This is a genomic window from Heyndrickxia coagulans 36D1, assembly GCF_000169195.2.
Lineage (GTDB): Bacteria > Bacillota > Bacilli > Bacillales > Bacillaceae_C > Weizmannia > Weizmannia faecalis.
Genome location: NC_016023.1, coordinates 2155913 through 2180600, shown reverse-complemented (window position 1 = coordinate 2180600; position 24688 = coordinate 2155913). Strand labels below are relative to the sequence as shown.

Annotated in this window: 24 protein-coding genes and 2 pseudogenes; 6 read left to right on the top strand and 20 right to left on the bottom strand. The window is 41.4% G+C overall.

The features are described from left to right. Positions 1-2: 2 nt before the first annotated feature. The 7 genes from BCOA_RS27415 to BCOA_RS27385 form a co-directional block, all read right to left on the bottom strand. Positions 3-515, bottom strand: a complete 513-nt coding sequence (locus BCOA_RS27415) for a DUF2703 domain-containing protein (protein WP_014097259.1) — start codon at positions 513-515, stop codon at positions 3-5. Between the two features lie 5 nt (positions 516-520). Continuing rightward, positions 521-2293: an arsenical pump-driving ATPase gene (gene arsA, locus BCOA_RS27410; protein ID WP_014097258.1), complete on the bottom strand. Its 1773-nt coding sequence runs from the start codon at positions 2291-2293 to the stop codon at positions 521-523. A 1-nt stretch (position 2294) separates the two neighbouring features. Beyond that, positions 2295-2654, bottom strand: a complete 360-nt coding sequence (gene arsD / locus BCOA_RS27405) for an arsenite efflux transporter metallochaperone ArsD (RefSeq protein WP_014097257.1) — start codon at positions 2652-2654, stop codon at positions 2295-2297. 13 nt (positions 2655-2667) lie between these two features. After that, the gene (locus tag BCOA_RS27400) at positions 2668-3003 is read right to left on the bottom strand and encodes an ArsR/SmtB family transcription factor (protein WP_014097256.1); all 336 of its coding nucleotides are present in this window, start codon (positions 3001-3003) and stop codon (positions 2668-2670) included. Positions 3004-3172: 169 nt separating this feature from the next. After that, positions 3173-3427: a hypothetical protein gene (locus BCOA_RS27395; protein WP_041818057.1), complete on the bottom strand. Its 255-nt coding sequence runs from the start codon at positions 3425-3427 to the stop codon at positions 3173-3175. A gap of 150 nt (positions 3428-3577) precedes the next feature. Further along, complete coding sequence (locus tag BCOA_RS27390) at positions 3578-5263, bottom strand: IS1634 family transposase (protein ID WP_014097254.1); 1686 nt, start codon at positions 5261-5263, stop codon at positions 3578-3580. A gap of 43 nt (positions 5264-5306) precedes the next feature. Further along, positions 5307-6362: a recombinase family protein gene (locus BCOA_RS27385; protein WP_014097253.1), complete on the bottom strand. Its 1056-nt coding sequence runs from the start codon at positions 6360-6362 to the stop codon at positions 5307-5309. 180 nt (positions 6363-6542) lie between these two features. On the opposite strand from BCOA_RS27385, the gene BCOA_RS27380 reads away from it, so the two are divergent. Further along, positions 6543-7937 (top strand): IS4 family transposase, encoded by a 1395-nt coding sequence (locus tag BCOA_RS27380; RefSeq protein WP_014097252.1) that lies wholly within the window; start codon positions 6543-6545, stop codon positions 7935-7937. 45 nt (positions 7938-7982) lie between these two features. Here the strand turns inward: BCOA_RS27380 and BCOA_RS27375 are convergent, their stop codons facing one another. From BCOA_RS27375 to BCOA_RS35745, 5 genes and pseudogenes are all read right to left on the bottom strand, one after another. Continuing rightward, positions 7983-8312: a recombinase family protein gene (locus BCOA_RS27375; protein ID WP_014097251.1), complete on the bottom strand. Its 330-nt coding sequence runs from the start codon at positions 8310-8312 to the stop codon at positions 7983-7985. Continuing rightward, the gene (locus BCOA_RS27370; RefSeq protein ID WP_014097250.1) at positions 8302-8730 is read right to left on the bottom strand and encodes a recombinase family protein; all 429 of its coding nucleotides are present in this window, start codon (positions 8728-8730) and stop codon (positions 8302-8304) included. The genes BCOA_RS27375 and BCOA_RS27370 overlap by 11 nt, the downstream gene beginning before the upstream one ends. A 4-nt stretch (positions 8731-8734) precedes the next feature. Beyond that, the gene (locus tag BCOA_RS35755) at positions 8735-9442 is read right to left on the bottom strand and encodes a zinc ribbon domain-containing protein (RefSeq protein WP_258434577.1); all 708 of its coding nucleotides are present in this window, start codon (positions 9440-9442) and stop codon (positions 8735-8737) included. Positions 9443-9466: 24 nt separating this feature from the next. After that, positions 9467-9547, bottom strand: a pseudogene (locus tag BCOA_RS35750) (hypothetical protein); the annotation flags it as partial. 22 nt (positions 9548-9569) lie between these two features. Next, positions 9570-10295, bottom strand: coding sequence for a recombinase family protein (locus BCOA_RS35745; RefSeq protein ID WP_258434576.1), 726 nt, complete (start codon positions 10293-10295; stop codon positions 9570-9572). Between BCOA_RS35745 and BCOA_RS27360 the strand changes: the two genes are divergently transcribed. Both BCOA_RS27360 and BCOA_RS27355 read left to right on the top strand, forming a co-directional pair. Next, complete coding sequence (locus tag BCOA_RS27360) at positions 10256-12316, top strand: type I restriction enzyme subunit R domain-containing protein (RefSeq protein ID WP_258435303.1); 2061 nt, start codon at positions 10256-10258, stop codon at positions 12314-12316. The two genes, BCOA_RS35745 and BCOA_RS27360, sit on opposite strands and share 40 nt — an antisense overlap. Positions 12317-12342: 26 nt before the next feature. Beyond that, positions 12343-13242, top strand: coding sequence for a GIY-YIG nuclease family protein (locus BCOA_RS27355; RefSeq protein WP_014097248.1), 900 nt, complete (start codon positions 12343-12345; stop codon positions 13240-13242). A gap of 211 nt (positions 13243-13453) precedes the next feature. Here the strand turns inward: BCOA_RS27355 and rlmD are convergent, their stop codons facing one another. After that, the gene (rlmD, locus tag BCOA_RS27350; protein ID WP_014097247.1) at positions 13454-14833 is read right to left on the bottom strand and encodes a 23S rRNA (uracil(1939)-C(5))-methyltransferase RlmD; all 1380 of its coding nucleotides are present in this window, start codon (positions 14831-14833) and stop codon (positions 13454-13456) included. Positions 14834-14846: 13 nt separating this feature from the next. After that, positions 14847-15710: a DNA-3-methyladenine glycosylase family protein gene (locus BCOA_RS27345; protein ID WP_014097246.1), complete on the bottom strand. Its 864-nt coding sequence runs from the start codon at positions 15708-15710 to the stop codon at positions 14847-14849. A gap of 484 nt (positions 15711-16194) precedes the next feature. On the opposite strand from BCOA_RS27345, the pseudogene BCOA_RS34420 reads away from it, so the two are divergent. Then, positions 16195-17237, top strand: a pseudogene (locus BCOA_RS34420) (IS630 family transposase). A gap of 400 nt (positions 17238-17637) precedes the next feature. Here BCOA_RS34420 and pdaA read toward each other — a convergent pair. The 4 genes from pdaA to cax form a co-directional block, all read right to left on the bottom strand. Next, positions 17638-18426 carry a delta-lactam-biosynthetic de-N-acetylase gene (pdaA, locus tag BCOA_RS27335; protein WP_014097244.1) on the bottom strand — a complete coding sequence of 263 codons (789 nt, stop codon included), beginning with the start codon at positions 18424-18426 and terminating at the stop codon, positions 17638-17640. 158 nt (positions 18427-18584) lie between these two features. Next, positions 18585-18782: an SE1561 family protein gene (locus BCOA_RS27330; protein WP_014097243.1), complete on the bottom strand. Its 198-nt coding sequence runs from the start codon at positions 18780-18782 to the stop codon at positions 18585-18587. A 170-nt stretch (positions 18783-18952) separates the two neighbouring features. Then, a complete protein-coding gene (locus tag BCOA_RS27325) occupies positions 18953-19747 on the bottom strand; it encodes a YfkD famly protein (RefSeq protein ID WP_014097242.1) in 795 nt (264 codons plus the stop codon). 191 nt (positions 19748-19938) lie between these two features. Continuing rightward, a complete protein-coding gene (cax, locus tag BCOA_RS27320) occupies positions 19939-21000 on the bottom strand; it encodes a calcium/proton exchanger (RefSeq protein ID WP_014097241.1) in 1062 nt (353 codons plus the stop codon). Positions 21001-21112: 112 nt separating this feature from the next. On the opposite strand from cax, the gene BCOA_RS27315 reads away from it, so the two are divergent. After that, a complete protein-coding gene (locus BCOA_RS27315; protein ID WP_014097240.1) occupies positions 21113-22297 on the top strand; it encodes an MFS transporter in 1185 nt (394 codons plus the stop codon). Between the two features lie 314 nt (positions 22298-22611). Here BCOA_RS27315 and BCOA_RS27310 read toward each other — a convergent pair whose 3' ends face one another. After that, positions 22612-23454: a YihY/virulence factor BrkB family protein gene (locus tag BCOA_RS27310; protein ID WP_014097238.1), complete on the bottom strand. Its 843-nt coding sequence runs from the start codon at positions 23452-23454 to the stop codon at positions 22612-22614. 80 nt (positions 23455-23534) lie between these two features. Between BCOA_RS27310 and BCOA_RS27305 the strand changes: the two genes are divergently transcribed. Then, complete coding sequence (locus BCOA_RS27305) at positions 23535-23804, top strand: DUF1128 domain-containing protein (protein WP_013860358.1); 270 nt, start codon at positions 23535-23537, stop codon at positions 23802-23804. Positions 23805-23913: 109 nt separating this feature from the next. Here BCOA_RS27305 and map read toward each other — a convergent pair whose 3' ends face one another. After that, a complete protein-coding gene (map, locus tag BCOA_RS27300; protein ID WP_014097236.1) occupies positions 23914-24666 on the bottom strand; it encodes a type I methionyl aminopeptidase in 753 nt (250 codons plus the stop codon). Positions 24667-24688: the final 22 nt, after the last annotated feature.

The window sequence follows — 24688 nt, the reverse complement described above, 5'->3', positions numbered from 1 at the left end:
TCCTACTTTCTTTCCAAGCTATCAAAAAATGTAATTAAGTTTTGTGGGATTTCATATTTCTCATTTGTCAAGGGGATTGAACTATGGCCATCATAAACTTCTTTCAAAATTGCGTTAATAATCATGGATTTTGGTGGTTCCGTATACTCTATACCATCCTGCACCCAAACTCTGCAATCCACAGAGTCGCCACATAGATCTCCACATTCCTTGCAGGAAGATTCCTTAACCTCAAGAGCAATATCCCTGCCATTTACACGAATGGTTGGAGAACTTAAAAAATGGTGTTCAATGGCTAACTCCCTTGAATTTATATTAATCTTATTCAATACTATATCAAACCCTGCCGCTCTTAATACCGTTGATACTTCATTAACTGCATCCTCAAGATTAGTTTCAGTTCCTTGACACCTCTTACATACACTCAGATCAAGATAAAGAAAATCTATTATAATCTGCCTTTTTTTTCTGTTCTTGTCCGCAGCAGCCACTGCCACAAGAGCAACAGCCAGCATCACTTTTATTCATCACTTTTACTACCTCCAGAAAAGTTCACTATATTTTCAATTGATGCATCCTGAAACCAGGGGATTGCAACAAAGTTATCAGAACTTATTTGCTTAACTTTTTCCAGCCATTGCTTTTCAGCATCAGCGCGAGCTATTAACATACTATTTTTAGTATTCGTCAATGAAAGGCACTGATTAACCACCCACCATTTGTTATTAATTCCCGCTCTATTCAGGTCATCACCCAGTCTCTGAGCTTCAAATACCGGTGTTGCTTCAGGTAATGTAACAATAATAACCTCTGTTTGTTTCTCATCCCGAAGTCTTGGAAGTAATCTTTGAACAGATATTGGCGTTTCACCTTTTGTTCTCTGAACCTCATTATGATAACTCTGTGTAGAATCAAGCAACAGAAGCGTGTGACCCGTTGGTGCAGTATCAATTATTACAACTTCGTTTTCAGCCTTGTCAACAATCTCAGCAAATGCTCTAAATACTGCAATCTCCTGTGTGCATGGAGAGCGTAAATCCTCTTCAACATAAGCAACATCATCTTCGCTCATTGTTTCACGAGCCTTACTTAATACCTCATTTTGATATCGCAATAGTTCCTGCTTTTCATCTATTTTACTTAGCTTAATATTTTCAGTATCTTCAACCACATATTTGAGATGATTAGCTGGGTCTGTAGATGTTAAATGTACCTTAACACCCTTTCTAGCAAGAGCCACAGCAATGGTTGCAGCAATAGTTGTTTTTCCAACACCGCCTTTGCCCATTGTAAATATCACTTTTTTACCTGCCCTATAAATATCTTCAATCAGAACATCTAGGTGTCTTAAATTTAAGGATTTGCTATAAATACTATTTTTTGTGTATTCGTCACTATATAAAAATGTTCTAATATTATCAATACCTACAACGTTATAGGAACGAAGTGGTATAGTGAAAATCTTAAACTTTTTTAAACCCTGTGGCATATTTTCCAAAGCCTTTTGCTGCTTATCTAACATTTTAATCGAAACATCGTCAGTTGCTTCACTCAGTATACCATTGATAATTAAAACCTGATTGTTTATCCCTAGCTCACTAAGCTCATGGCTTGAACGTTCAGCTTCAATCAAAGGAGTTTCCTCCGGCCTTGATACCAATATCAAAGTTGTTTTATCTTTATCTGCAAGGTTTTCAACCGCATTCTTATACATATCCTTTTTATCTTGAAGTCCAGCGAGCTGACCTAAACATGACGCCCCATGTGTACTTTCACTGATAAAATTACTCCACGCTGATGGTAATTGCAGCATACGAAGTGTGTGCCCTGTCGGAGCAGTATCAAAAATAATATAATCGTATTTATTCTCTGTGGATTTATCAGTGATGAAGTTCGAAAACTGGTCAAAAGCGGCAATTTCAACTGTACATGAACCTGAGAGTTGTTCCTCCATATTTACAATTACACTATCCGGCAACTTCCCCCTATATGGAGCAATAACCGATTCCCTATACTCTCTGGCAGCTTCCTCTGGGTCAAGATTCGCCACAACTAAACCCGGCACTCCATCAATCGGCACACCTTTGCCATCAAGCTCAGTATTAAAAACATCCTGTAAATTGGATGCAGGATCAGTGCTTATAAGGAGAACACTTTTTCCATTATCAGCTAAATTTACTGCCACAGCACAAGCGGTTGAAGTTTTACCTACACCACCCTTTCCTGTGAAAAACATATACTTAGTCAGATTCATCCCATCTAAACTAAATGGCTCATAATTATTCTTTAACATCTTAACAGCACCCCTTTGGTCCGCAGCAGCCACTCTTCTTTTGAGGTTTTGTGCTTATTTCCACCCCTAACCATTCTGAAAACTCTTCGTTTGTTGGGTAGCTTTTGGTTTTTACAATTTCACCATCTGCCAGTGTTACAGGAAGAATATCTGCTCCTTCCTTTTGTAGAATTTCACTTATAACTTTATTGGAGATAAAATCCTGGGGTTCACTAGACAAACCATGCCTTTTTATAATAATCCCTTTTTCTTTAAGCGAATTAATTACAGTTGCTACTCTTAACAGCTCCGGATCAATAGATGGACCACAAACTCCTGTTGAGCAACACATTGCTGGGTCAAAAATCTCAATATTTTTCATTACTAAATCCTCCTTAACAACATTGATTATCAGATTTTTTATTTTTGCTCTTTTTACAAATACAATCTTCTTTGTCATTTGTTATGCATGTAAAGAAAGCTATTACCTCATCCGTTTTTTTCTTGTTTAATGTATATCTCATCCATGCCCCATCACGTACTGCATTTACAAGACCACTTTCAGATAATATCTTCATATGATAACTAAGAGTGGATTGAGAAATACTGAATTCTTCTAATATATCGCATGCGCACATTTCTCCACACGATAGCATATCAATAATCTTTAACCGTGTTTCATCTGACATAGCCTTAATTGCAGGAACATAATCTGCATATGAATGTTTCATGAAATTACCTCCTATATATTCATATGTATCAATGACATCGAATGTTCTCGATATCTTATAATAAGAATATCAGGCATATCGATAGTTGTCAATATGGTTTTATAATAAGTTAACGACAAAAAGCGCCGACTAAGATGCCACTGCACCTCAATCGGCGGTCAAATTCGTTTTATTTTTCTATATCAATTTCTACACCAGATTTAAATTCAATAGTTAGTTTATCATCATAGACCGTTATTTTCTCTATAAGTCTCCTTACTAGTTGCTCATCATACTCCTCGAGGAGGGTGGATTGTTCATTAAGGAATTTTTCCATATCTTCTAGCCTTTGCTTGGAGCCTTTTTTGCCGGCTTCTTCTGCTAAAGCCTTATGCCTTTCCTCTCTGAGTCTGTAAATCTCATCGGCTATATCGTTATAACCCACATTTCGCACGTCTTAAATAAAATTCATTTTAATTTTTGAATGAACTATATTTAAACATTTTAGTGGGATGATATCTTCTTATTTTTGAGGAATTTTCGATAAAGTTCTTTTCAATTCGACATTCTTTTCATGAATTCCTCCTGTTGTGTGTTATTTGCCTTGGTTTTCGACATTTTTTGACGCGTATATTGATAGATCATACCCGCATAATTCAATGATTTTTTTGGCTTGTGAATCAATATTATCGGGTAAGAGCCTTATTTTTTGTTGATTTTGATTTATAAGGATCACGGTAATATCTTCTAATTGCTCTAACAATGCTTGGCCTGTGGGTTGATAGAGTTTCCTTTTTCCTTTCAAGATTAGAGATAGGTTCTTTTCTTTCAGTTCTTTTCTAACTCGATATTCTAAAATTCCATAGATTAATAAAGCCATCACATACACAATACCCAAGGCCTCAACCCTTTCCGGGGTTTTCAAGTAAATGGCATCAATCATTTGTGAATCTTTGATTAATCGGAAACGGGTCTCAGCGGCCGACTGTCCTTTATAAACCCTCAAAACTTCTTGATTGGATAGTGTCTCCTCGTCTAATTTATTTGTGATTAAAACAAAAGTGCTGAGCATTTTTTTCTTATTTTCGATAAAATCATGATCTTTTTCAAACGATTCCAGTTGTATCTGATAGATTTGTTCTCGTTTTGTCTGTTCGTCCTTTTTAGGTCTTCCTCTCTTTTTTCGTTTGATAGGTTGATCACTCATCTGGACGTTTAGTTTATAACAGAAATATGAAGCCTTTTGTTTTTTCTTAAAAGATTGAATTGCTTCTAGTGCGTCCTCTTTACAATGAAAGATAACTTTACTCAGTTTTTCTATCTCTTTTTTTAATTGTATTTCTTCCTTTTCGATCGCCCGATTTAGGGTTTTCTCTTTTCGTTGATCTAAATTGTTTGAGTGGACAACAAGAAACCGGTAAGGAAGGTTTTGAATTTGTCTTTCAAAAGCTTGAATTTGGTAAATAGCTGCGTCTTTTTTATTGCTAAGTGAGCCTACCCTTTCCCAGTTATTGAGCAACCATGCCTCTTTCTTTAGTTCTGTGCTTAAACCGAATGTATCAGGTAAACGGGAAATAAACGATAAATTTTGTTGTTGAATTTCCGCTAGATTTTCCGTTGTGATTAATGCAGAATCGGCTTGATAAATGAGATTTTTCCAATCTTCATGGGAAAGGATTTTTCTCATCTTTTGAATGAATTCCACATTCCAAGATTTATCCGAAGTATTCCCATTTTCTACTTTTGCAAGGATAGGAATTCGTTCAGGTGTGACCCCCATCCCCAGAACGATTTGTTTTAAGTCAGGCCTATGGGCCTTACTATACCCGTACGTAATTTGCAGTCCATCTTCCTTCGGTTGCTTATATTCGCCGTAAACAGAAATTGAGGTTGTATCGTTATGCAGTATACCAATAGGAAGATTCAATTTTTTTAGTGTTTTTAATGCAAGGGTGGAATAGACTTTCCATGCTTCGGCTTCATACAAGTAATCTAATGCTCTTCCTAATGCATCATCATTTAATTGATCGGGTGAAACCGATGTATCGAAAAGCATCTCAGAATCTAGGTTTTGATAGAATTCATGAACCTTATAAAGGGGCTTGCCACTGCATAAAATGTTTAAGACAAGGGCTTTAATCCTTGTTCCGGGTGAGATATGACAACGGACAGAATCCCATTTGACTAAATCATTAATGGTTTTTTCGAGTTCTATTTCATCACACAGTTTAGATAAAAGTTGAGACGGCCCCACATGTAAGGTTAAAATTTGATCTGACATAAAAATTTCCTCGTCTTCCCCTAGTTTAGATAATCATTCAATTCTACAAAGAAGGAGAAAATTCCTTTAAAAAAATCTTAAAATGGAAAAATTTACGTGCGGAATATGCGTTATAATCCTCTTTGGAATTGGCCAGTCTCAAAAGGTCTTTTTGTAATTCCTCTAGCTTTTTATCTATCTCGGAAACAACATTATTGCCCGTTTCACTTATCACTGTTTCTATATTTTCCTTTAAGATAGTTAAAAAGCCATCCTTTTGCCCTATTAGTTTATTAATTGCATCCACCGTAGCAAGGCCTATCATATCCTCCAGCACGGTTCGGGAATGACAAGTTAACCCTGTATTCTCAAGTCTACTGACGCATCTCCAAACAATCGATTTTTTGCCTCTGTTATTCCAATGAACTCTACGGTATATTTCACCACACTCTCCGCAGAAAATAATTTGTGAAAATACATGATTTGCACTAAAGTTTCTTTTCTTTCCACTAGTACTTATATGTCCTTTACTTCTACGAACTAACTCTTCTTGAACCTGCATGAAAATTTCACGCGGGATAATAGCTTCATGACTATTCTCAACATAATATTGAGGTACGATACCGTTATTTACAACCCTCTTTTTTGTAAGAAAATCTACCGTATAAGTTTTTTGGAGCAATGCATCACCAATATATTTTTCATTGCTTAATATCTTCCTTATAGTACTGGTATGCCACCTTTTTTTCCCCGCACCTGTAAGTATGCCATCAGCTTCAAGTCCTTTTTTGATTTTATCCATACTGGAGCCATCAAGATACTCTCGGTAAATCCTTTTAACTATTTCAGCTTCCTCCGGCACAATTACTAATCGCTTATTTTCATCTTTGGTATATCCTAAAAACCTAGAACAATTGACCATTACCTCTCCCTGTTGGTATCGGTATTGATAGCCAAGCTTTACATTCTGGCTTAATGACTGGCTCTCTTGTTGCGCTAAGGATGCCATAATGGTAAGCATAATTTCACCTTTGGCATCCAGTGTATTGATATTTTCTTTCTCAAAATATACCGCTACATTTTTATCTTTAAGTTTCCTGATGTATTGTAGACAGTCCAAGGTATTTCTAGCAAATCGGCTTATTGATTTGGTAATAACTCAAGTTTCGGAGTAAAAAAAGTGACATAATCCCTTATAAAATCAAGCCTGAAACTGATTTTTTTATTAAAAAGTGTAAAAAAGACACCCATTTCTTGGTAAAATTAAGGTAACCAAACCACCAAAGAAAGGATGTCTTTTATGGCTACCATTTTACCAGATTTAAACCAAAAAGAAAACATTTACTCGGAAACTACACGATTTTTTAAACAAGCGAAGTTAGGCGTATTCTTACATCGGTCCAATATTCACAAGGTAAAGGGGGTCTCCGCTCTTTCTATAATCCGGTTCGTTTTCTCTCTCGTTCTTCATGGAATGAGTTTTTCACGAGCACTTAAATCAGATCGCATCCCGAAAGATTTCCGGAAGGATGTTGTCTATGACCTATTAAAGAATCCTACTTACAATTGGCGTAAACTGTTGGTTCTGGTTTCCACCTATCTCATAGAAAAGTTTATCCGTCCCCTTACGTCTGAAAGACGTGATTGTGTACTGATCTTTGACGATTCTGCCTTTTATCGAAACCGGAGTAAATGTGTTGAGCTGCTTGCACGGGCGAAGGATCATGCACATCATGTGTATTTCAAAGGATTTCGCATGCTTACCCTTGGCTGGTCAGATGGGGCTACCTTTCTACCTCTTGCCTTTTCACATTTAAGTTCTCCCAAAGCTAAAAATCGTTTTCAAGAAATGGATTCAAGCATCGATAAACGGACTGTTGGTTACAAACGCCGTAAGGAAGCTATCCAAAAAACTACGGAAACGATGTTCAACCTACTGAATGCTGTTGATCCCGAAAAGCTAGGGGCTAAGGCCGTTCTATTTGACAGCTGGTTTGCCTTTCCAAGTACCATCGCTAAAATCGTCAGGAATTATTCCCTTGATGTAGTCTGTATGCTAAAAGATTTACCAAGGGTTTCCTACCATTATGAAGGGCAGTCCTATCGATTAAGCCAACTCTATAAAATGGTTCGTAAAAAGCGTGGACGTGCTAAAATTTTGGCATCTATTGTCGTCGGATTGGGACACAATGATGAATACGGACAAGAAATTCAAGCACGTATCGTCTTTGTGCGTGACCGTAATCGCTCAAAAAAGTGGTTAGCTCTACTTACGACCAATATGAATCACACAGATGAAGACGTTGTGCGTATCTATGGCAAACGTTGGGATATTGAATGCTTCTTTAAAGTGACAAAATCATATCTAAAACTAGGTAAAGAATTTCAATGTCAGAGCTATGACTCAATGTTTGCTCATACGACCATTGTATTTCTAAGGTATTTGATGCTATCCTTACGCGCTAGAGAGGAAGAGGATCCTCGAACACTCGGACAATTATTTTACATGTATTGTGAAGAAATAGATGATATCCAATTTGCTGAAGCACTTTTGACAATTATAGAAGCTTTAGGTCAAACATTGGCAGAAAGCTTTCTGCTTACAGATGAAAAAATTCAGGACTTTTTGGATTGCTTTATCAACAAATTGCCGAGCTTTTTACAAAAGCCACTACTAAAATCGGAAGCAGCATGATAATAAAAGCATGGCGATTCCTTTTGTATCAAGGGATTATGCTCATTATTCAAGTCCGAAACTTGAGGTAATAACCATATCAATTTTCCCAGCCATGCACTCATCAATCATTCGATTAAATTCGTCGCGATTTTTTGTATTTGTGCCGCTGATACCATCATCAGCAAAGATCCCTGCAAATTCCCACTCTGAATTCTTCTTGATAAACTCTGTATATTGTTCAATCTGTACTTCGTAACTACTAGCCTGCTCATCACTATCTGTAGAAACTCGGCAATAAGCAGCGACCCGAAGTTTTGGTGTATCATCTTCTTTTCGGCTGTTGCCTACACGTTTAATTGCAGGTATAATCATTACATTTTTATTAACTGCCATCTTGCTGTCCCTCACTTTCTATTAAGCTATATACAAATTCCGCTTGTGTAAAAGGATTTGTATACTTCTGAATTACTTGTCCTATGGTAAACTTCTTAAAAATAGTAGGTTCATCTTCTTTCTTGGGTTCAAAGATTCTGCCTAGCTTTTTCGCTCTCTTTACCCTCTCTGCTTCTGCTTTTTCGTAGGTTTCTTTATCAATGATGGCAGGGTAATAATCATCACCAAGATAACGCTCATTTCTTAGCATCCTTCCAGCAGTTCCATGATAAGCATCTATTCCAGCAGTCTTTGCAGCGACCGTTAAGGAAAGGCCTGATAAGTAGCCCTTATACAAATTCCTTACTTTTTCAGCTTTTTCTTCATCGATAACTGCTATTCCATTCTCTATCCTATAGCCATAGGGCGTGTGCGCCATTTTCTCACATCCTTTCCCTTAGTGTGATTCCACATTTCAGAACGAAACCTATCTCTACCCTTGAGTAAACGATAATTTTTTCAATATGATCATTGAAAATTTGCTCGTTAAAGGTATTTATCATTTCAGCCTTATTCGTAAACTTTATTAAGTTACTGACTTCCTGCACCTTTGATAATTCTCCATTTAAAGCATGAATTAAAGCTTCTTTTTGCCCCATATAATTATCTGCTTCCATTTTCAGTTCATTGTTTTCTCTGTTAAAAAGGGCAGGTTCTAGATAACCCTTTGCCATAAGCTTTACAAGCAGTTCTCTCTGTTCTGCATTTTTTTCAATTTGCTTCTCTAATTCCTGAATTCTTGAAAGGTTATCAGAGTTGCTCATTCCACGCAAAGCATCTAATAGTGGTTGTAGAATAAGTTTTCTACCGAAAATCAGCTTGTTAATCATAGTAACAAAGGCCGTCTTTATATCCTCATCTCGAATAAACTGCATGGAACATTCTGTTATCTGCTTTAAGTGTTTACTGCAACACCAGGCTACATATTTTCTTGTGCCGGACGAATGAATTCGTCTTTTAAAGGTGCTACCACATTCCGAGCAAATAATTTTTCCGGAGAAAGAATACCGATTTTGGTACTTATCATTACGCTTTTCTATTCCCTTTTCTTTTGCCCTTTGATTTAAGGCAGCCTCTACTGCTTCAAACACTTCATGGCTGATAATTGCCTCATGGTGATTTTCTATTAAATATCTGTTTTTCTCACCATAATTGGTGCGCTTATTAAAACGGGAATCTGTATAGGTTTTTTGCAGTATAACATCCCCGGTATATTTCTCATTTTTTTAGAATTCCTCGAATTGTTGTAGCGGTCCAACGACCACCTCTTTTGGAGGGGATACCCTTTTGATTAAGATCATCTGCTATTTTCTGTGTACCCTTGCCTGATAGTACTTCTGCGAAAATATACTTCACAATTTCTACTTGCTCAGGGTTTACCACCATTTGTCCATCAATGTTGTCATAGCCATATGGTGGGTAAGAAATCTTAAAAGTTCCGTTCTGAAATCTCCTTTGAATTGCCCACTTGTTATTTTCCGAAATGGAGATTGACTCACTTTCTGCAAGCCCGCTTAATATAGAAAGCATCAACTCACTTTCCATTGATTGGGTATTGATATTTTCCTTCTCGAAATAGATATAAATCCCAAGGTCCAACAGTTTACGAACCATCTCCAAACAATCCGTAGTGTTTCTTGCAAACCTACTAATGGACTTTGTAATAATTAAGTCAATCTTCTTGTTTTCACAATCTGATAGCATTCTAAGAAGTTCTGACCGGTTTTCTTTTTTGGTCCCACTGATCCCCTCATCATAATACAAGCCAACATATTCCCATTCTGGGTTTGCCTTTATGTAAGTCTCATAATGGGATTTTTGTGCTTCTAGGCTCACTAACTGTTCATCACTGTCCGTAGAAACACGACAGTAAGCAGCTACTCGTAATTTGGGCTTGATAATTGATGTACCCTTATTCCCATCTATTTTTGTTATCTTTTTCATCGACTCACCTCCTCGAAAAGAATGGCAAAGCCATCATTGACTCTGTGGTAGTTGTTACAGACCGTGTAATACTTGATAAACAAATTCGGGATACGATAAAACAGTTTATGCAGGTTTCTAGCACAGTAGCATGGGCAGAACACTCTGATGATTTAAGGAAAGCAATCAATGGCGGTAAGAAGATTATAATAACTACTGTACATAAGTTCCCTATTATTCTTGATAGCATTGGCTCAGAACACAAAGGGCGCTCTTTCGCCATAATTATTGACGAGGCCCATTCATCACAAAGCGGTAACATGTCGGCTAAGATGAATATTGTATTATCAGGTGAAGTTACTGGAGAAGAGGAAGATTTTGAAGATAAAATCAACCGTCTTATGGAAGGGCGCAAAATGCTGAAGAACGCCAGCTATTTTGCATTTACCGCTACTCCTAAAAACAAAACCCTTGAAATGTTTGGTATCCCATACCAAGACGGAGATGAAATTAAACATCGTCCGTTCCATGTATATACAATGAAGCAAGCAATTCAAGAAGGTTTTATTTTAGATGTACTTAAATACTATACCCCTGTAGACAGTTATTACAGGCTTGCTAAAACCATTGAAGATGATCCTTTATTTGACAAGAAAAAAGCACAAAAGAAACTCCGTCAATTTGTAGAAAGTAATAAGTTTGCCATATCACAAAAAGCAGAAATCATGGTGAACCACTTTCATGATCAGGTTATTTCAAAAGGGAAAATCGGAGGAAAAGCACGAGCTATGGTGGTTACGAGTAGTATAGAGCGCTGTATCGAATACTATTACGCAATTAATAAATGCCTTGCTGACAGGCGTAGTCCTTATAAAGCTATTATTGCTTTTTCCGGGGAAAAAGAATATGGTGGTAAAACTTTAACCTCTGCAGCAATTAATGGCTTCCCAGATAATACAATTGAGAAGGTGTTCCGTAAGGATCCATATCGATTTCTTATAGTGGCTGATATGTTCCAAACGGGTTATGATGAACCACTACTCCATACAATGTACGTTGATAAAATGCTATCTGATATAAAGGCTGTTCAGACTCTATCTCGGCTGAACCGCTCTCATCCGCAGAAACATGATACTTTTGTACTTGATTTTGCAAATAAAACAGAGACCATTGAAGCAGCATTCTCAAAATATTATCGGACAACTATTCTGTCTAATGAAACTGATCCGAACAAGCTTTATGATCTCATAGCAATTATGGAAGCCCATCAAGTATACGAAAATGGGCATGTTGATTCGCTTGTTGAACTTTACTTAAATGGTGCAGATCGCGATAGGTTAGATCCTATCCTCGATGCATGTACTGCTATTTACAAAGAGCTTGATGACGAAGGGAAAATTGAATTCAAAAGTGCAGCAAAAGCATTTGTTCGAACATACGGCTTTCTTGGAGCTATTCTTCCTTACGGTAATGCAGAATGGGAAAAGCTATCAATATTTTTAAATTTATTAATACCTAAACTTCCTTCTCCCAAAGAAGATGATTTGTCTCAAGGAATACTAGATTCAATTGATTTAGATAGTTACCGAGTCGAAGCTCGTGATTCTATGTCTCTTGTATTAGATGATGCTGACGCTGAGATTGGCCCTGTACCTGCTGGTCGTGTAGGCGGCATAGTGGAGCCAGAAATGGATTTGCTTTCTAGCATTCTTTCATCATTTAATGACTTGTTCGGCAATATAGACTGGAACGATGCTGATAATGTTCGCCGCCAAATTCTAGAAATACCAGGAATGGTTACAAAAGACGAGCGCTATATTAACGCAATGAAAAATTCAGACAAGCAAAATGCGCGTATGGAAAGTGAACGTGCCCTTCAGTCTGTTATATTTAGTATAATGGCGGATAATATGGAGTTATTTAAGCAGTTTAATGATAATCCTTCGTTTAAGAAATGGCTGTCGGATCTTGTTTTCAATTTAACGTATAACCCTGAAGGAAAGCCATTTGAAACTCCTTCCAATGATTCAAATAACAAATAAGCTGTTACGGAGGGAGGTAAAGGATTATGGCTAAACGAGGAAAAAGTATAAATCTGTTTTTGATGGATGGCACACCAAATGGGAGAATAAAGTGTACTTTGGCTAATTGGACTGGCGTTGCTTACAAGATACCTCGCACTGAACTAGATAAATGCAAAGGACGCGAAGATTTATCCCAGAGCGGCGTTTACTTTTTATTTGGCACTTCAGATCAAACAGATGACAATATGGTATATATTGGGCAAGCCGGTGTTCGGAAAAACGGAGAGGGTCTTCTTTGTCGGTTAATAGAACACAAGCGAAATCCAGATAAGGATTATTGGACAGAAGCTGTTGTATTTACTACGTCCAATAACTCCTTTGGTCCCACAGAGATAAGTTATCTTGAGAATCGTTTTTGTGGGCTTGCAGTAGAGGCAAACCGGTATGTGGTTAAGAACGGAAACGACCCTACTCCAGGAAATATAACCGAGGAAAAAGAAAGTGAGCTCGAAGAATTCATTGATTACGCTAAAATTATAATGGGTGCTCTTGGGCATAAATTATTCGAACCACTGACAGATAAACCTAAACCAGCTAATACAGTAGAATCTGCTGAAGAGGAATTACTTCTCTTTATGAAGCGAAAAAGTCGTAAGAGCGGACAAGTAATTGAAGCAAGCTGTAAGCAAACGAACGAAGGTTTTGTCGTCTTACAAGGCAGTCATATTGAAACGATAGATTCTGAAAGTATTCCGCCTGGAATTAAAGACCGCAGACAAAAAGCCAAAATAGATGAAAATGGCATACTTCAAGAAAATATCTTATTCCGTAGTCCATCATATGCTGCTGCTTTTGTCATTGGCGGCCACGTAAATGGACTGGTAGAATGGAAAACTAAAGACGGGGTATCATTGAAAGAAATAGAAAACAGTGAAGAAAATTAAGCAGAAGTTTACATCTATCCTGTCTCCTCAACCCCTACAAAAATAAGCGTTATCTAACCTGTCAACTCAACCCTATTACTTTCAGGGCAGTTGATATGTTCCCGCAAACAATAAAAAATGAGGGTCTCCAGATATTGTCACCTCCGGCAAAGTAGCCTACAGAAAAGTTCAATATCTGGAAACCCTTTATTTATAGGCATTTACAGCCCTTCTATTTATCAACCCTTGACATCAATACCACGCACTCAACATGCACCGTTTGCGGAAACATATCCACAGGCTGCATATAGGCTATGTTATAAGCTTTACTCAGTATGTGTAAGTCCTTTGCCAAAGTGGAAGGGTTGCATGACACGTAAACAAATTTCTTTGGTTTTACCTTCAGAATCGTCCGTAAAAGGGCTTCGTCACAGCCCGAACGCGGCGGGTCGACGATGACAACGTCCGGGCGCCAGCCTTCGTTCAGCCATTTTGGCAGGAGGACTTCTGCTTTACCGGCAAAGTAATGGGCGTTCGGGATGTTGTGGGCGGCGGCGTTTTTCTTAGCATCTTCAATCGCTTCCGGAATCACATCCATACCGCGGATTTCGGATGCGCCATCCGCGAGCCACAAGCCAATGGTGCCGACACCGCAGTAGGTATCCGCAATTTTCTCCTTGCCAGTCAACGCAGCGGCTTTTTTCACTTCATTGTAAAGCTTCACCGTCTGGATCGGGTTCAGCTGGAAAAAGGCGCGGGCGGAGAGTTCGTATGTGAATTCTTCGAGCCGTTCTTCAATGATTTCTTTTCCGGATAAATGAATCGTTTCGTCGCCGAAAATAACCGACGTTTTTTTGGCGTTCACATTTTGCGCAACCGATACGACTTCCGGCAGGCGCTTTTTGATCTCGGAAAGGATGACATCTTTGCGCGGCAGTTCCCGCTTGGTCGTAATCAGCACAACCTGGGCCTGGCCGGTCTGGATGCCGACCCTTGTGACAATGGTTCGCACGATGCCTTTCCCGGTTTTTTCATTGTACACCGGGACATGGAAATCATTTAAAATTTGTGTCACCACTTGCGTCACTTTGTTTGTCAGCGGATGCTGGACGATGCATTCCGGGACGTTGATCAGCCGGTGAGAATCAAGGCTGTAAAGGCCGGAAATGATTTTCCCATGGTCTTCACCGAGCTGGAACTGGCTTTTGTTCCGGTACAGCCATGGGTTATCCATACCGATCGTCGGGCGGATATCGAGTTCGTCCACTTTTAACTTTGTATGGCGTTCGAGCGCCTGGATGACAATGTCGCGTTTTTCGATGAGCTGCTGCTTGTACACAAGGTGCTGGAGCTGGCAACCGCCGCACTGCTCGTAAACCGGGCACGGGGCTTTTACCCGGTGGGGCGAGCGTTTGCGCACCTTTTTGACAATACCTTCCACATATTTCGGGTGTATCCGTTTGGCTTCCACGACCACCTCTTCGCCCGGCAGCGCACCCGGCACGAAAACGACCGTCCGTTTAAAATAGCCGACCCCTTCCCCGTTGATGCCGAGCCGTTTGATCGTCAAAGGGAATTGCTGTTTTGGTTTAATAATGACTTGTTTTTGCATAAAATCCGTCCCTCTATTCAATGCTACGCCATAAATACAGGGAGGCATAACTCAAATAAGGCTCCCAGTCTTTTGCGTAAGCGTCCATTTCTTCATAAGTCGGTTTTTTCTCAAGCTGGAAAAGTTTTTTCAATGCCTTTTGAATGCCAATGTCGGCTTTTGGAAAGTGATTCAGGCGGCCGAGCCCGAACATGAGAAAATTTTGCACGGTCCACGGGCCGATGCCGCGGATTTTCACGAGCGTTTTTAAGATTTCTTCATCCGGTTTCTTTTCAAGTTCTGCCAAGTCGAGTTCGCTTGATGCCACCAATCTGGAAAGCCCGATTACATACTCTGCTTTCCGCTCGCTAAACTGCAGGGCGCGTAAATCTGCAACTTGCAATGCAGCCGTTTTTTCCGGAGACGGATAAAACCAGACACCGTCTTTTTGAAAACCAAAGTGGTACACGAAACGCTCTGTCAGCGTATGGGCAAATTTCATATTGAGCTGCTGGTGGATGATGCATTTGATCAGGCAGGCATATGGCGAAAAGTCTAGCACAAACGGCGTGCCGCGGTGTTCTTTAAAAAGCGGTTCAAGGGCAGTGCCGGTAAAATGGTTTGTGATGCCTGCAATATCTTTCTCCCACTGAAAAAGGTGGAAAATCCGCTTCTCAACGATTTCAGCGGTATCCGGATTTTCGCCTTTGATGAGAAAGGCAGGTTCCTCCGTTGTGCCGGTTGCAGTGATGGACGCTGTTTCCGGCTGTTTGCCGTATATCGGGATTTTCACTGTCCGACTAAGCGGATCCACCGCCTGTAACGGGTCGAGGCTTAATCTTTCGAGCGCACGGTCAAAATTGTACGGGCCATTGATTTTAACGATTTTCTCCCACATGGCGTCCTCTCAATTCGTTTTTAAGTATTATAGCACAAGCGCTCGCCCTTTTCATTGCCGATTCAACGCGGCATGAAAACATCACAGGATAAAGAGACCCGGCCGGTTATCTGTCTAATTAGGTTTTCAATGGGACAAATGCAGGAGGGATGCGCGGGCATTTGTACAGTTAGACCTTCCAACAACTAGACAAACGTGGGCGAGCAGCGCGGGCATTTGTCTAATTAGCTTTTTCAATTAGATAAAAGCAGATGAGTGCCACGATCATTTGTCTAATTAGAACCGCCAATTGGACATTTGCAGGAGGATTGCACGCTCATTCGTCTAATTAGCGTTTCCAATTAGACAATTGCAGATGAGCGGCGTGGTCATTTGTCTAATTAACATTTCCAATTATATAAGATGAACTAATCATCTTTGCTCAATTTCTTGGTCCTTTTTCGGGTATAAAGTCTGTAACTATACCAAAAAGGATGGAGAAAAAATGGTAAATCATGAAATTGAATCCTTACGAAATGCAATGAAAAATACAAAAGATAAACGTCTTTATGAGCGTTACCTTTCTGTGCTATTACACCTAGAAGGCCATACTTATATGGATATCGCTAAGATTATAGGACGTAATCGGCAGACGGTTATGGCATACTTTCATTCTTATGAAGAAGGTGGAATTTCCGGGCTACAAATGAAAAAAACAACAGGTAAACCCGAAAAGTTAAGTAAAGAACAACAGGAACAGTTGGCCGATACCATCGTAAATAAAACACCTGCAGAAGTCGGTTTCGAAGCAAAATACACTTGGACGCTCCAATTAATTGCCGACTGGATTCAACAAGAGTTTCAGCAGTCTTTTACTCCCAAGGGCGTTTCTGAGATGTTACACAGGCTTGGATTCAGCTACACTAAGGCAACGTATACTTTGGCAAAAGCTGATCCGGACGAACAAAAGGAGTTCAAAGAAGTCACTTTTCCAGCGTTGAAAAAGGAACTGGAGAATGGTCTCATTGATCACTTGTTATTCGAAGATGAAGCATTCATCCGTGCTTATCAGGCCCTGCAGTATAACTGGTTTCCGAAAGGTCAGCAGCGAAAGATTATGACATATGGCCAACATAAAGGTGCTAAATTGTTCGCCGCAATAAACTATGAAACCGGCGAAGTCACGCATTATGAAGAAGAAAAAAGCAACTCTTCGGCCTTTAAACGATTTTTGGAACTCCTTTTAAGCGAATACCCACAAGGTAAAATTGTAATGGTCCTGGATAATAGTAAAGTGCACAAGTCATCAAGGATTTTCTGAAAGAAAATCCACGGCTGAGGTTTGTCTATCTTCCTAAATACAGCCCTGAGCTGAATCCAGTGGAAGGATTATGGAAATGGCTGAAGCAAGACGTCGTTAATAATGTTTTTTTCAGCAAGTTTTATCAAATCCGGTCCCACGTGGCTGAATTTATGAAACAAGCTAGCCAAAAAAGTCAGAAAATTATTGACCGGCTGCTTGTTAGATTAGAGCTGTCGAAAACTTAAGTTCATCTTATATAGACAAATGCAGGTGAGTGCCACGGTCATTTGTCTAATTAGAGCTGCCAATTGGACAAATGTAGGCAAGCGGCACGCCCATTTGTCTAATTAGAACCGCCAATTGGACATTTGCAGGAGGACTGCACGCTCATTCGTCTAATTAGCGTTTCCAATTAGACAATTGCGGATGAGCGGCGCGGCCTTTTGTCTAATTAGCTTTTTCAATTAGACAAAAGCAAAAGATCCGCGTGCGCATTTGTCGAATTAGACGCCCATGCGGCAGTGAACGCGGCGCCATAGGAACTTTGCTTATGCAGCAAACCCTCATTCGACCCGGCAAGCACTTTTTCTTCTGGCCGGCAAGAAAAACAGAGCTGCCCTTCACTTTTAAGGCAGCCCTCTTTGGTTACTTTTTCAATTTTTCGGTTTTCATAAACTCATCCATGCTTTTGAATTTGTAGCCTTGTTTTTTCAAGTCTTTGATCACGCGTTCCAAAGCGTTGGCATTGTCTTTTGAAACGGTATGGAGCAAAATAATGGCCCCGGGGTGGATTTGCGACATGATACTGTCATAGGCAAATTGTGTGCCGCGCTGGCGGTTTACATCCCAGTCGAGGTAAGCCAGTGACCAGAGGACATGGGTGTAGCCTTCTTCATTGCCCAGTTTCAGTGTCCGCTCGCTCAGGATGCCGCGGGGCGGGCGCAAATATTTCATTTCTTTCTGGCCGGTAAGACGGGCGGTTTCCGCTTTCACTTTTTCCAATTCTTCACGTACTTGCGCATCGGAAATCTGTGTCATGTCCGGATGGCCCCACGAGTGGTTGCCTATGATATGGCCTTCTTTCACCATCCGTTTCACAAGATCCGGCTGTGATTTTAAATAGTGGCCGGTGACGAAAAAGATGGCGGGGACTTTTTCTTTCTTCAGAACATCGAGTATTTTCGGGGTGTACCCATTCTCGTATCCATTGTCAAACGTCAAATACACATACTTGTCATTCGGATTGCCTTTATAAATGACACCGTATTTTTGCAAAAGGGCGTTATAAGCGGCGCCGGCATCCGCCTGCTGCCCGTTTTTGCCTTTGTTAAATCCCCAGTTGATCGGGGCGTTGGAAATGGCAATAGCATCTCGCTCTGGGCATACTGAAAAAAACAGGAACACTGCAAAAAGTGTCGCAAAAACTTTTCTCATAACCAAACTCCTTTGTTGTTTTCCTTATCTTTTTCATTTCTGCAGGCGGAAATGCTGGCAGTTTCTGTTAGTGCTGAAAAACAGGGCAACATCGTTCCAAAACGGTATTCTCCCCGGTCCACATCCGGATTCCCCGCTGCCAGATAAAAAACCGTCCTTTACAAAGAAGGGGCCGGTTTGCGCTTTTTGAATTGGTCTATTTTCATTTCGATTTCATCGATCATTTGAATAAGCCGATCAATATCTTCAAGGCTTGCCGCTTCCGGATCAATCGAATTCAGAACCTCCAAAAAGATATTCAGCCGTTCCATTAAATAAGTAAGTTGCTGGTCCTTGTCATATACCGCTTTCCCCAAAAAAATCCTCCTCACGTACTTCTTTCTTATTATAGTATACCCCATTTTCCGCACAGAAAAAAGCTGCCGTTCAGACAGCTTTCTTATTGGCGATTGCCATAGAAAATTGGCATGAGACAGGCCTCCTCAAAATCCGGTGAACCTGCCCGGGCCAATCTAAATAAACTTCTTTATTTCGGCTGTTCGCTCACAGAAAAACTGAACGAAACATAGTCCTGAATGGGAATCCAGGCACCAATGCCGTGGGAAGTGACGTTTTTAACCAAAATTTCCCGTTTCGTCCCTTTAAGGACAAGGTACACTTCGCCGTATGTGACTTTTCCTTTTTCATTCACGGCCGGGGCATATGCATACAAATAGCCGAGCCGTTTTTTCGGGACATTGTATTCATGGCCTTTTTTCGTGCCGGCCCCGATAATCGTGTCAAAGGAAAGCGGCAACTTCGAGTTTTCCATTGCTTTTAACAGCATCATTTTCTTGACATCGTCCGCTTGCGGAATCCTGGCAGTCAGGCCGCCGCGCACGATCTTTTGCGCTTCCTGGACGTAGTGCATTTTATAATTGGCATCGCCGCCGCGGTTATCAAAGTAGTTCGTATTGATTTTTTGGTATTGCCAGTTTGGCGACGTTTCGCTGGATTCATAATTCAGCGGCCATTCGCCCAGGTAAATTTTCGCGCGCAGACCGAGCGATAAAAACGAGCGGTTCACGCTTGTTTCATTCAACATCCGCACGAGATTCGGATTTTCAATTCTCACATTGGACGTTTTCAGCAAGGTTTCGGTAAACTGGCTTGGCTGCAAGTAGGGCAAATCTTGCGACGAGTTCGGATACGTATTTTCTTTTGTAATGTTTAGGACCGACTGTGGAATTTGCACCTGTTTTTCTGTCGGCTTTGCTTCTCCCGCCGGCGCAGCAAAAAGTACGGCGAGCAGGAAAATCAGGATCGTCCGCATCCATTTCATTGATGTTATCTCCTTTCACAAGAGGTTCACGAACGTACCGTTATTTTTTCCTGCCCGGATTAAAATATCCGCTTCCAGCAAATAAAACCTGATCCCTGTATGCATCGTGCACTCGCCGCTCTATGCCATAACGGCCGGTAAAATTCCGGCGTTACTAAAAAAACTGGTTAGCCGCATGACAACTTCTGGCATTACAGCAAGTAAAAGCCGATCCCCATGATAATGTAGGCTGCCAGCATAGTAGCCCCTTCAAACCAGTTTGTTTCGCCGTCATTTGCCAAAATGATCGTAAGCATGACCGCAGCGATCATCGAGACGAGCTCCGGTATGGAAAAGACAAGCGGCATGGCTTTTTCAAAAAACAAGGATGCAAGCACAAGGACAGGGACGACAAACATAGACACTTGAAGTGTGGAGCCGAATGCAATTTCAACCGCAATGTCCATTTTATTTTTCACCGCCATCAAAATAGCCGAAGCATGTTCCGCAGCATTCCCGACAATGGCGACGATGATAATCCCGATAAACATTTCGCTCCATCCGAAACTTTTTGCAACGGACTCAAAAGTATGTACGAGATTTTCCGAGATATAAGCCACTGCAAGCGTCGCAAGGGCAAGCACAATGATTGATTTTCCTTTTGACCATTCCGGCTCTTCGTGTTCTTCCTGCTCCTTGACCCGGGCTTCCCTGTCCTGGTAAATCCCGCGGTGTGTCACCAGTTTAAAAAACAGGGCAAACAAGTAAAGCAGGATTAAAATAATGGAAATGCCAATGCTGAGGCTGACCGTCTTCCCTTCTGACATCTTCATGGAAAAAATTTCAGGAATCACAAAAGCGACAAAAATCGCGAAAATTAAAAGGCCTGAGTTATGCCGTGCATCATATACGTTGAATTTTTGGCGTTTGTATTTGATCCCCCCGAACAAAAACGACATGCCTGCAACAAGCAGCAAGTTTCCGAGCACAGAGCCTGTCAAAGAAGCAAGCACGACCTGGTGCAGCCCGGCCGCAAGGGAAAACAATGAAATAATCAATTCCACCGCATTTCCGAATGTGGCATTTAACAAGCCGCCGATCCGCGGACCCGCTATAATCGCGAGACTTTCGGTTGCCCGGCCCATAAAACTGGCCAGCGCAATGATGGTCAGGCAGTAAACGGCAAACATCAACACGTTCGGCCAGTGTAGAAGTGCGCCTGCAACCGAGACGGGAACCCCGATGATCACCATAATGGCAAACATTTTATTCATAGCCATCCTCCTATCTGCTTTCTATAAAATTTTACAAAAGATCGGTTGGCTTGCCAAATTTTTCTGATCTGATTATGCTATAGAGAGCGAATGCACAACGAGAACAAGCCGGGTGAGAGCAATGAATCGTTATGAAAATATGCGTTTTTGGATTTTGGTGTTGATGACTTCTGTTTCCGGATTTACACAGGGCATGCTTTTGCCGCTGATTTCCATTATTTTTGAAAAAGACGGAATTGATGCATCATTGAATGGGCTAAATGCAACCGGCCTGTATATCGGTGTTTTATTTGCGTCGCCGCTCATGGAAGCGCCGCTGCGGAAATTCGGATATAAGCCGCTTATTTTAACAGGCGGGCTGACCGTTTTTGCCTCACTGCTTTTATTTCCGGCCTGGAAATCGTTATGGTTTTGGTTTATTTTGCGCCTTTTCATCGGCATTGGAGACCATATGCTGAATTTTTCGGCGCAGACATGGATCACGTCTTTCTCCCGGAAAGGACGGCTCGGGCGGAACATCGCGCTATACGGACTTTTTTTCAGCCTTGGATTTGCCGTCGGGCCATATATGACAAGGCTTGTAAATGTGGATGAGCGTCTTCCTTTTATTACCTGCTCCATCATCAGCCTTTGTTTCTGGCTGACCGTTTTTCTTTTAAAAAATGAGCACCCGGAAGCAGACTTGGAAAATGTTTCTTTTCTGGCCACATTTCAGCGTTTTGGAAAGGTCTGGAAATTGGCGTGGGTTGCATTGCTCCCGCCGCTCGGTTACGGATTCATGGAATCGTCTTTAAACAGCAGTTTCCCGGTTTATGCATTGAGAAACGGAATAAATGTCGATGCCGTTTCCATGGTTATCCCTGCCTTCTCGATCGGAAGCATCGTTTTTCAACTTCCGCTCGGCATGTTAAGCGACCGGTTCGGAAGGCGAAAAGTGTTGATTGCAGTCCTTTTGATCGGCTGCGCCTGTTTTGCGGGGGCTGCTTTTAGCAAATCAAACGCCATCGCGCTGTTTGCCTGCTTTTTCGTTGCCGGTATGGCCGTCGGCTCGACGTTTTCCCTCGGGATCAGTTACCTGTCCGATCTGCTGCCACGGCCGCTGCTTCCCGCCGGCAACATCATGTGCGGCATTCTGTACAGCTTTGGCAGCATGGCCGGCCCTTATTTTTGTGGCGTGATCATTAAATATACAAAAGGGCCCGTATTTTTCCTGCTGATTTGCATGCTATTGCTTGTTTTGTCCGTTTTGATTTTCCGTTTCAAAAAAACGGCCGCTGCTGTTCCCCGGCACTCCTGACAGCTGCCCGCTTCCGGCTTCGCCTTTTTTTGCCGTTCTTCGCAGCCTCCTTTGCAGAGAACGGCTGCGATAAGATCCACCTGAAAAACCGGCCGCGATCTTAATCCAGGGATCTCTGCGTTTAGATCGCGCGGCATTTTGACTGCCTTCCTCTAACGAAGAAATTTGTCCGTCTGTTTTAACTTAGAACGCTTCGCTGTTAAGACAGGCGGAAATTGGAACGCCTTTCTTCACTTAGAATGCTTCGTCTTTTTACTAAGATGTCATGGTAACTTGCCGCTTTTTTAATATGCGCATAAAAGCAATGATCCAAATTAGCAATTTTTGTGTTTATCATTTAAAACGGCATTCAGTTCACCGCCAAAAATGAGGATGATGCCGCTAATATAAAACCAAAGCATCATGATGATCATTCCGCCGAGGCTTCCGTATGTGGCATTATAATTCCCGAAATGGCTGACATAAAACGATAAAGCGAGTGACGCCACAATCCAGCCGACTGTTGCAAAAATGGCTCCGGGGACAACCGTCAGGCAGCCGAATTTTTCATTCGGCGCAAAAAAGTACAACAAGGCAAACACAATGAACAGCAGGACCGGCGTGAGCACCCATCTTAAAATATTGATCATATTTTTCAAATCATTCGGCAGCCCGAAGTAAGAAAACACATAATGGATGAGTTGCTCACCGAAAACAGGAATTAAAATAACAGCTATAAACACGATGATCATCCCGAGCGTCAGCATCACCGACATGAGCCGCTGCATGACAGGCGGGCGTGATTCCTCTACTTTATAAGCCCGGTTTAATGCTTTAATGACCGCGTTCATCCCGTTGGAAGCGGACCACAAAGTCGCGATCATCCCAAAAGAAAGCAGGCCGCCGTGCCGGTTGGTCAGCACTTCTTTCAAGGTGGTTTCGATCAGCTTAAACGACTGGCTTGGCGCAAAATGCCTGACCATATTCAACACATCATCCGATTTAATCGGCAAATAAGGAAGCAAGGTAAACAAAAAAATCAATAGCGGAAATAGAGATAAAAGAAAAAAGTAGGATAACTGTGCAGCCATCCCGGTAATATCGTTCCGTTTTGAGTTCTCTACCAAAGCCGCAATGGTTGAACGTTTTTTTTCTGCCTGGAGTGCAATTTTATCCAATTTTCATCACCCTCTGTCCGTCCGGTTTACCATTATATTTCCCTCTCCGTTCCGTATGAAACGTTTCCGGATGGCACGCCATGCGGTATAATAAAAACATGAAAAACACGAAAAGGGTGAAAATGTTGGATCTTTCAGAAAAAACAGCGCAAAATATGGCTTATATGGTGCAAGCAATCACAGCGAAATTAAAAATGGTCAACACGGCGGCACTGCAGTCGTCCCAGTTTAGCATTGACCATTATGACGATTTGTTTGATTTGTACGAAATGGTGATGAAAAAAAATACATTCAGCCCGAATGAAATGCAAGCCATCGTGGAAGAGCTCGGCAGCCTGAAAAAAGATTAATGCCGGCCGGTTTCGGAATGTAAAAAAGCTGGGAGCCTTTATTCCTCCCAGCTTTTTTAGGTTTCCGGCGCTGTGCAGCACTCCAGCCGGATCCGGGTTCAGTGCAGCATTAATCGTCCTGATCCGTAATGATCACAATGCCGTCTTTTGTAATCGCAATGGTATGTTCATACTGTGCGGAAAGGGATCCGTCCATGGTTCGGGCTGTCCAGCCGTTGTCATCCATCTTCGTTTCATAGCTGCCGATATTCACCATCGGCTCGATCGTGATGACCATCCCTTCTTTGATGCGCGGTCCTTTATGCGGCAGCCCGTAGTGCGGCACTTCCGGTTTTTCGTGGATCGTCGGGCCGATGCCATGGCCGATAAAATTGCGGACAACCGAGAACCCCTGTGCTTCCACATACGTCTGAATGGCGTGGCCGATGTCACCGATCCGGTTGCCCGGTTTGGCCTGTTCAATTCCTTTATAAAGCGCTTCTTTTGTAACATCAAGCAGTTTTTGCGTCTGCTCACTTACTTTTCCGACCGGATAACTCCAGGCGGAATCAGCCAGCGCGCCGTTCAGGTTGACGACCATATCAATCGTGACGATATCTCCTTCCTTTAACGGCGTTTTCCGCGGAAACCCGTGGCAAATTTCATCATTGATGCTTGCACATGTCGCATACTGATAGCCTTGGTACCCCTTTTGTTCAGGGGTTGCCCCGTGCTCCCTTAAATAACGGTCAACAAATTCCTCAATTTCCCATGTTGTGATCCCCGGCTTGATCATTTTTGCAATTTTTTTATGCGTATCAGCAAGCAGTTTGCCTGCTTTTTTCATCATGTCAATTTCTCTTTGCGATTTCAGTGTAATCATCTTCTACTTCCTTTCATTATGG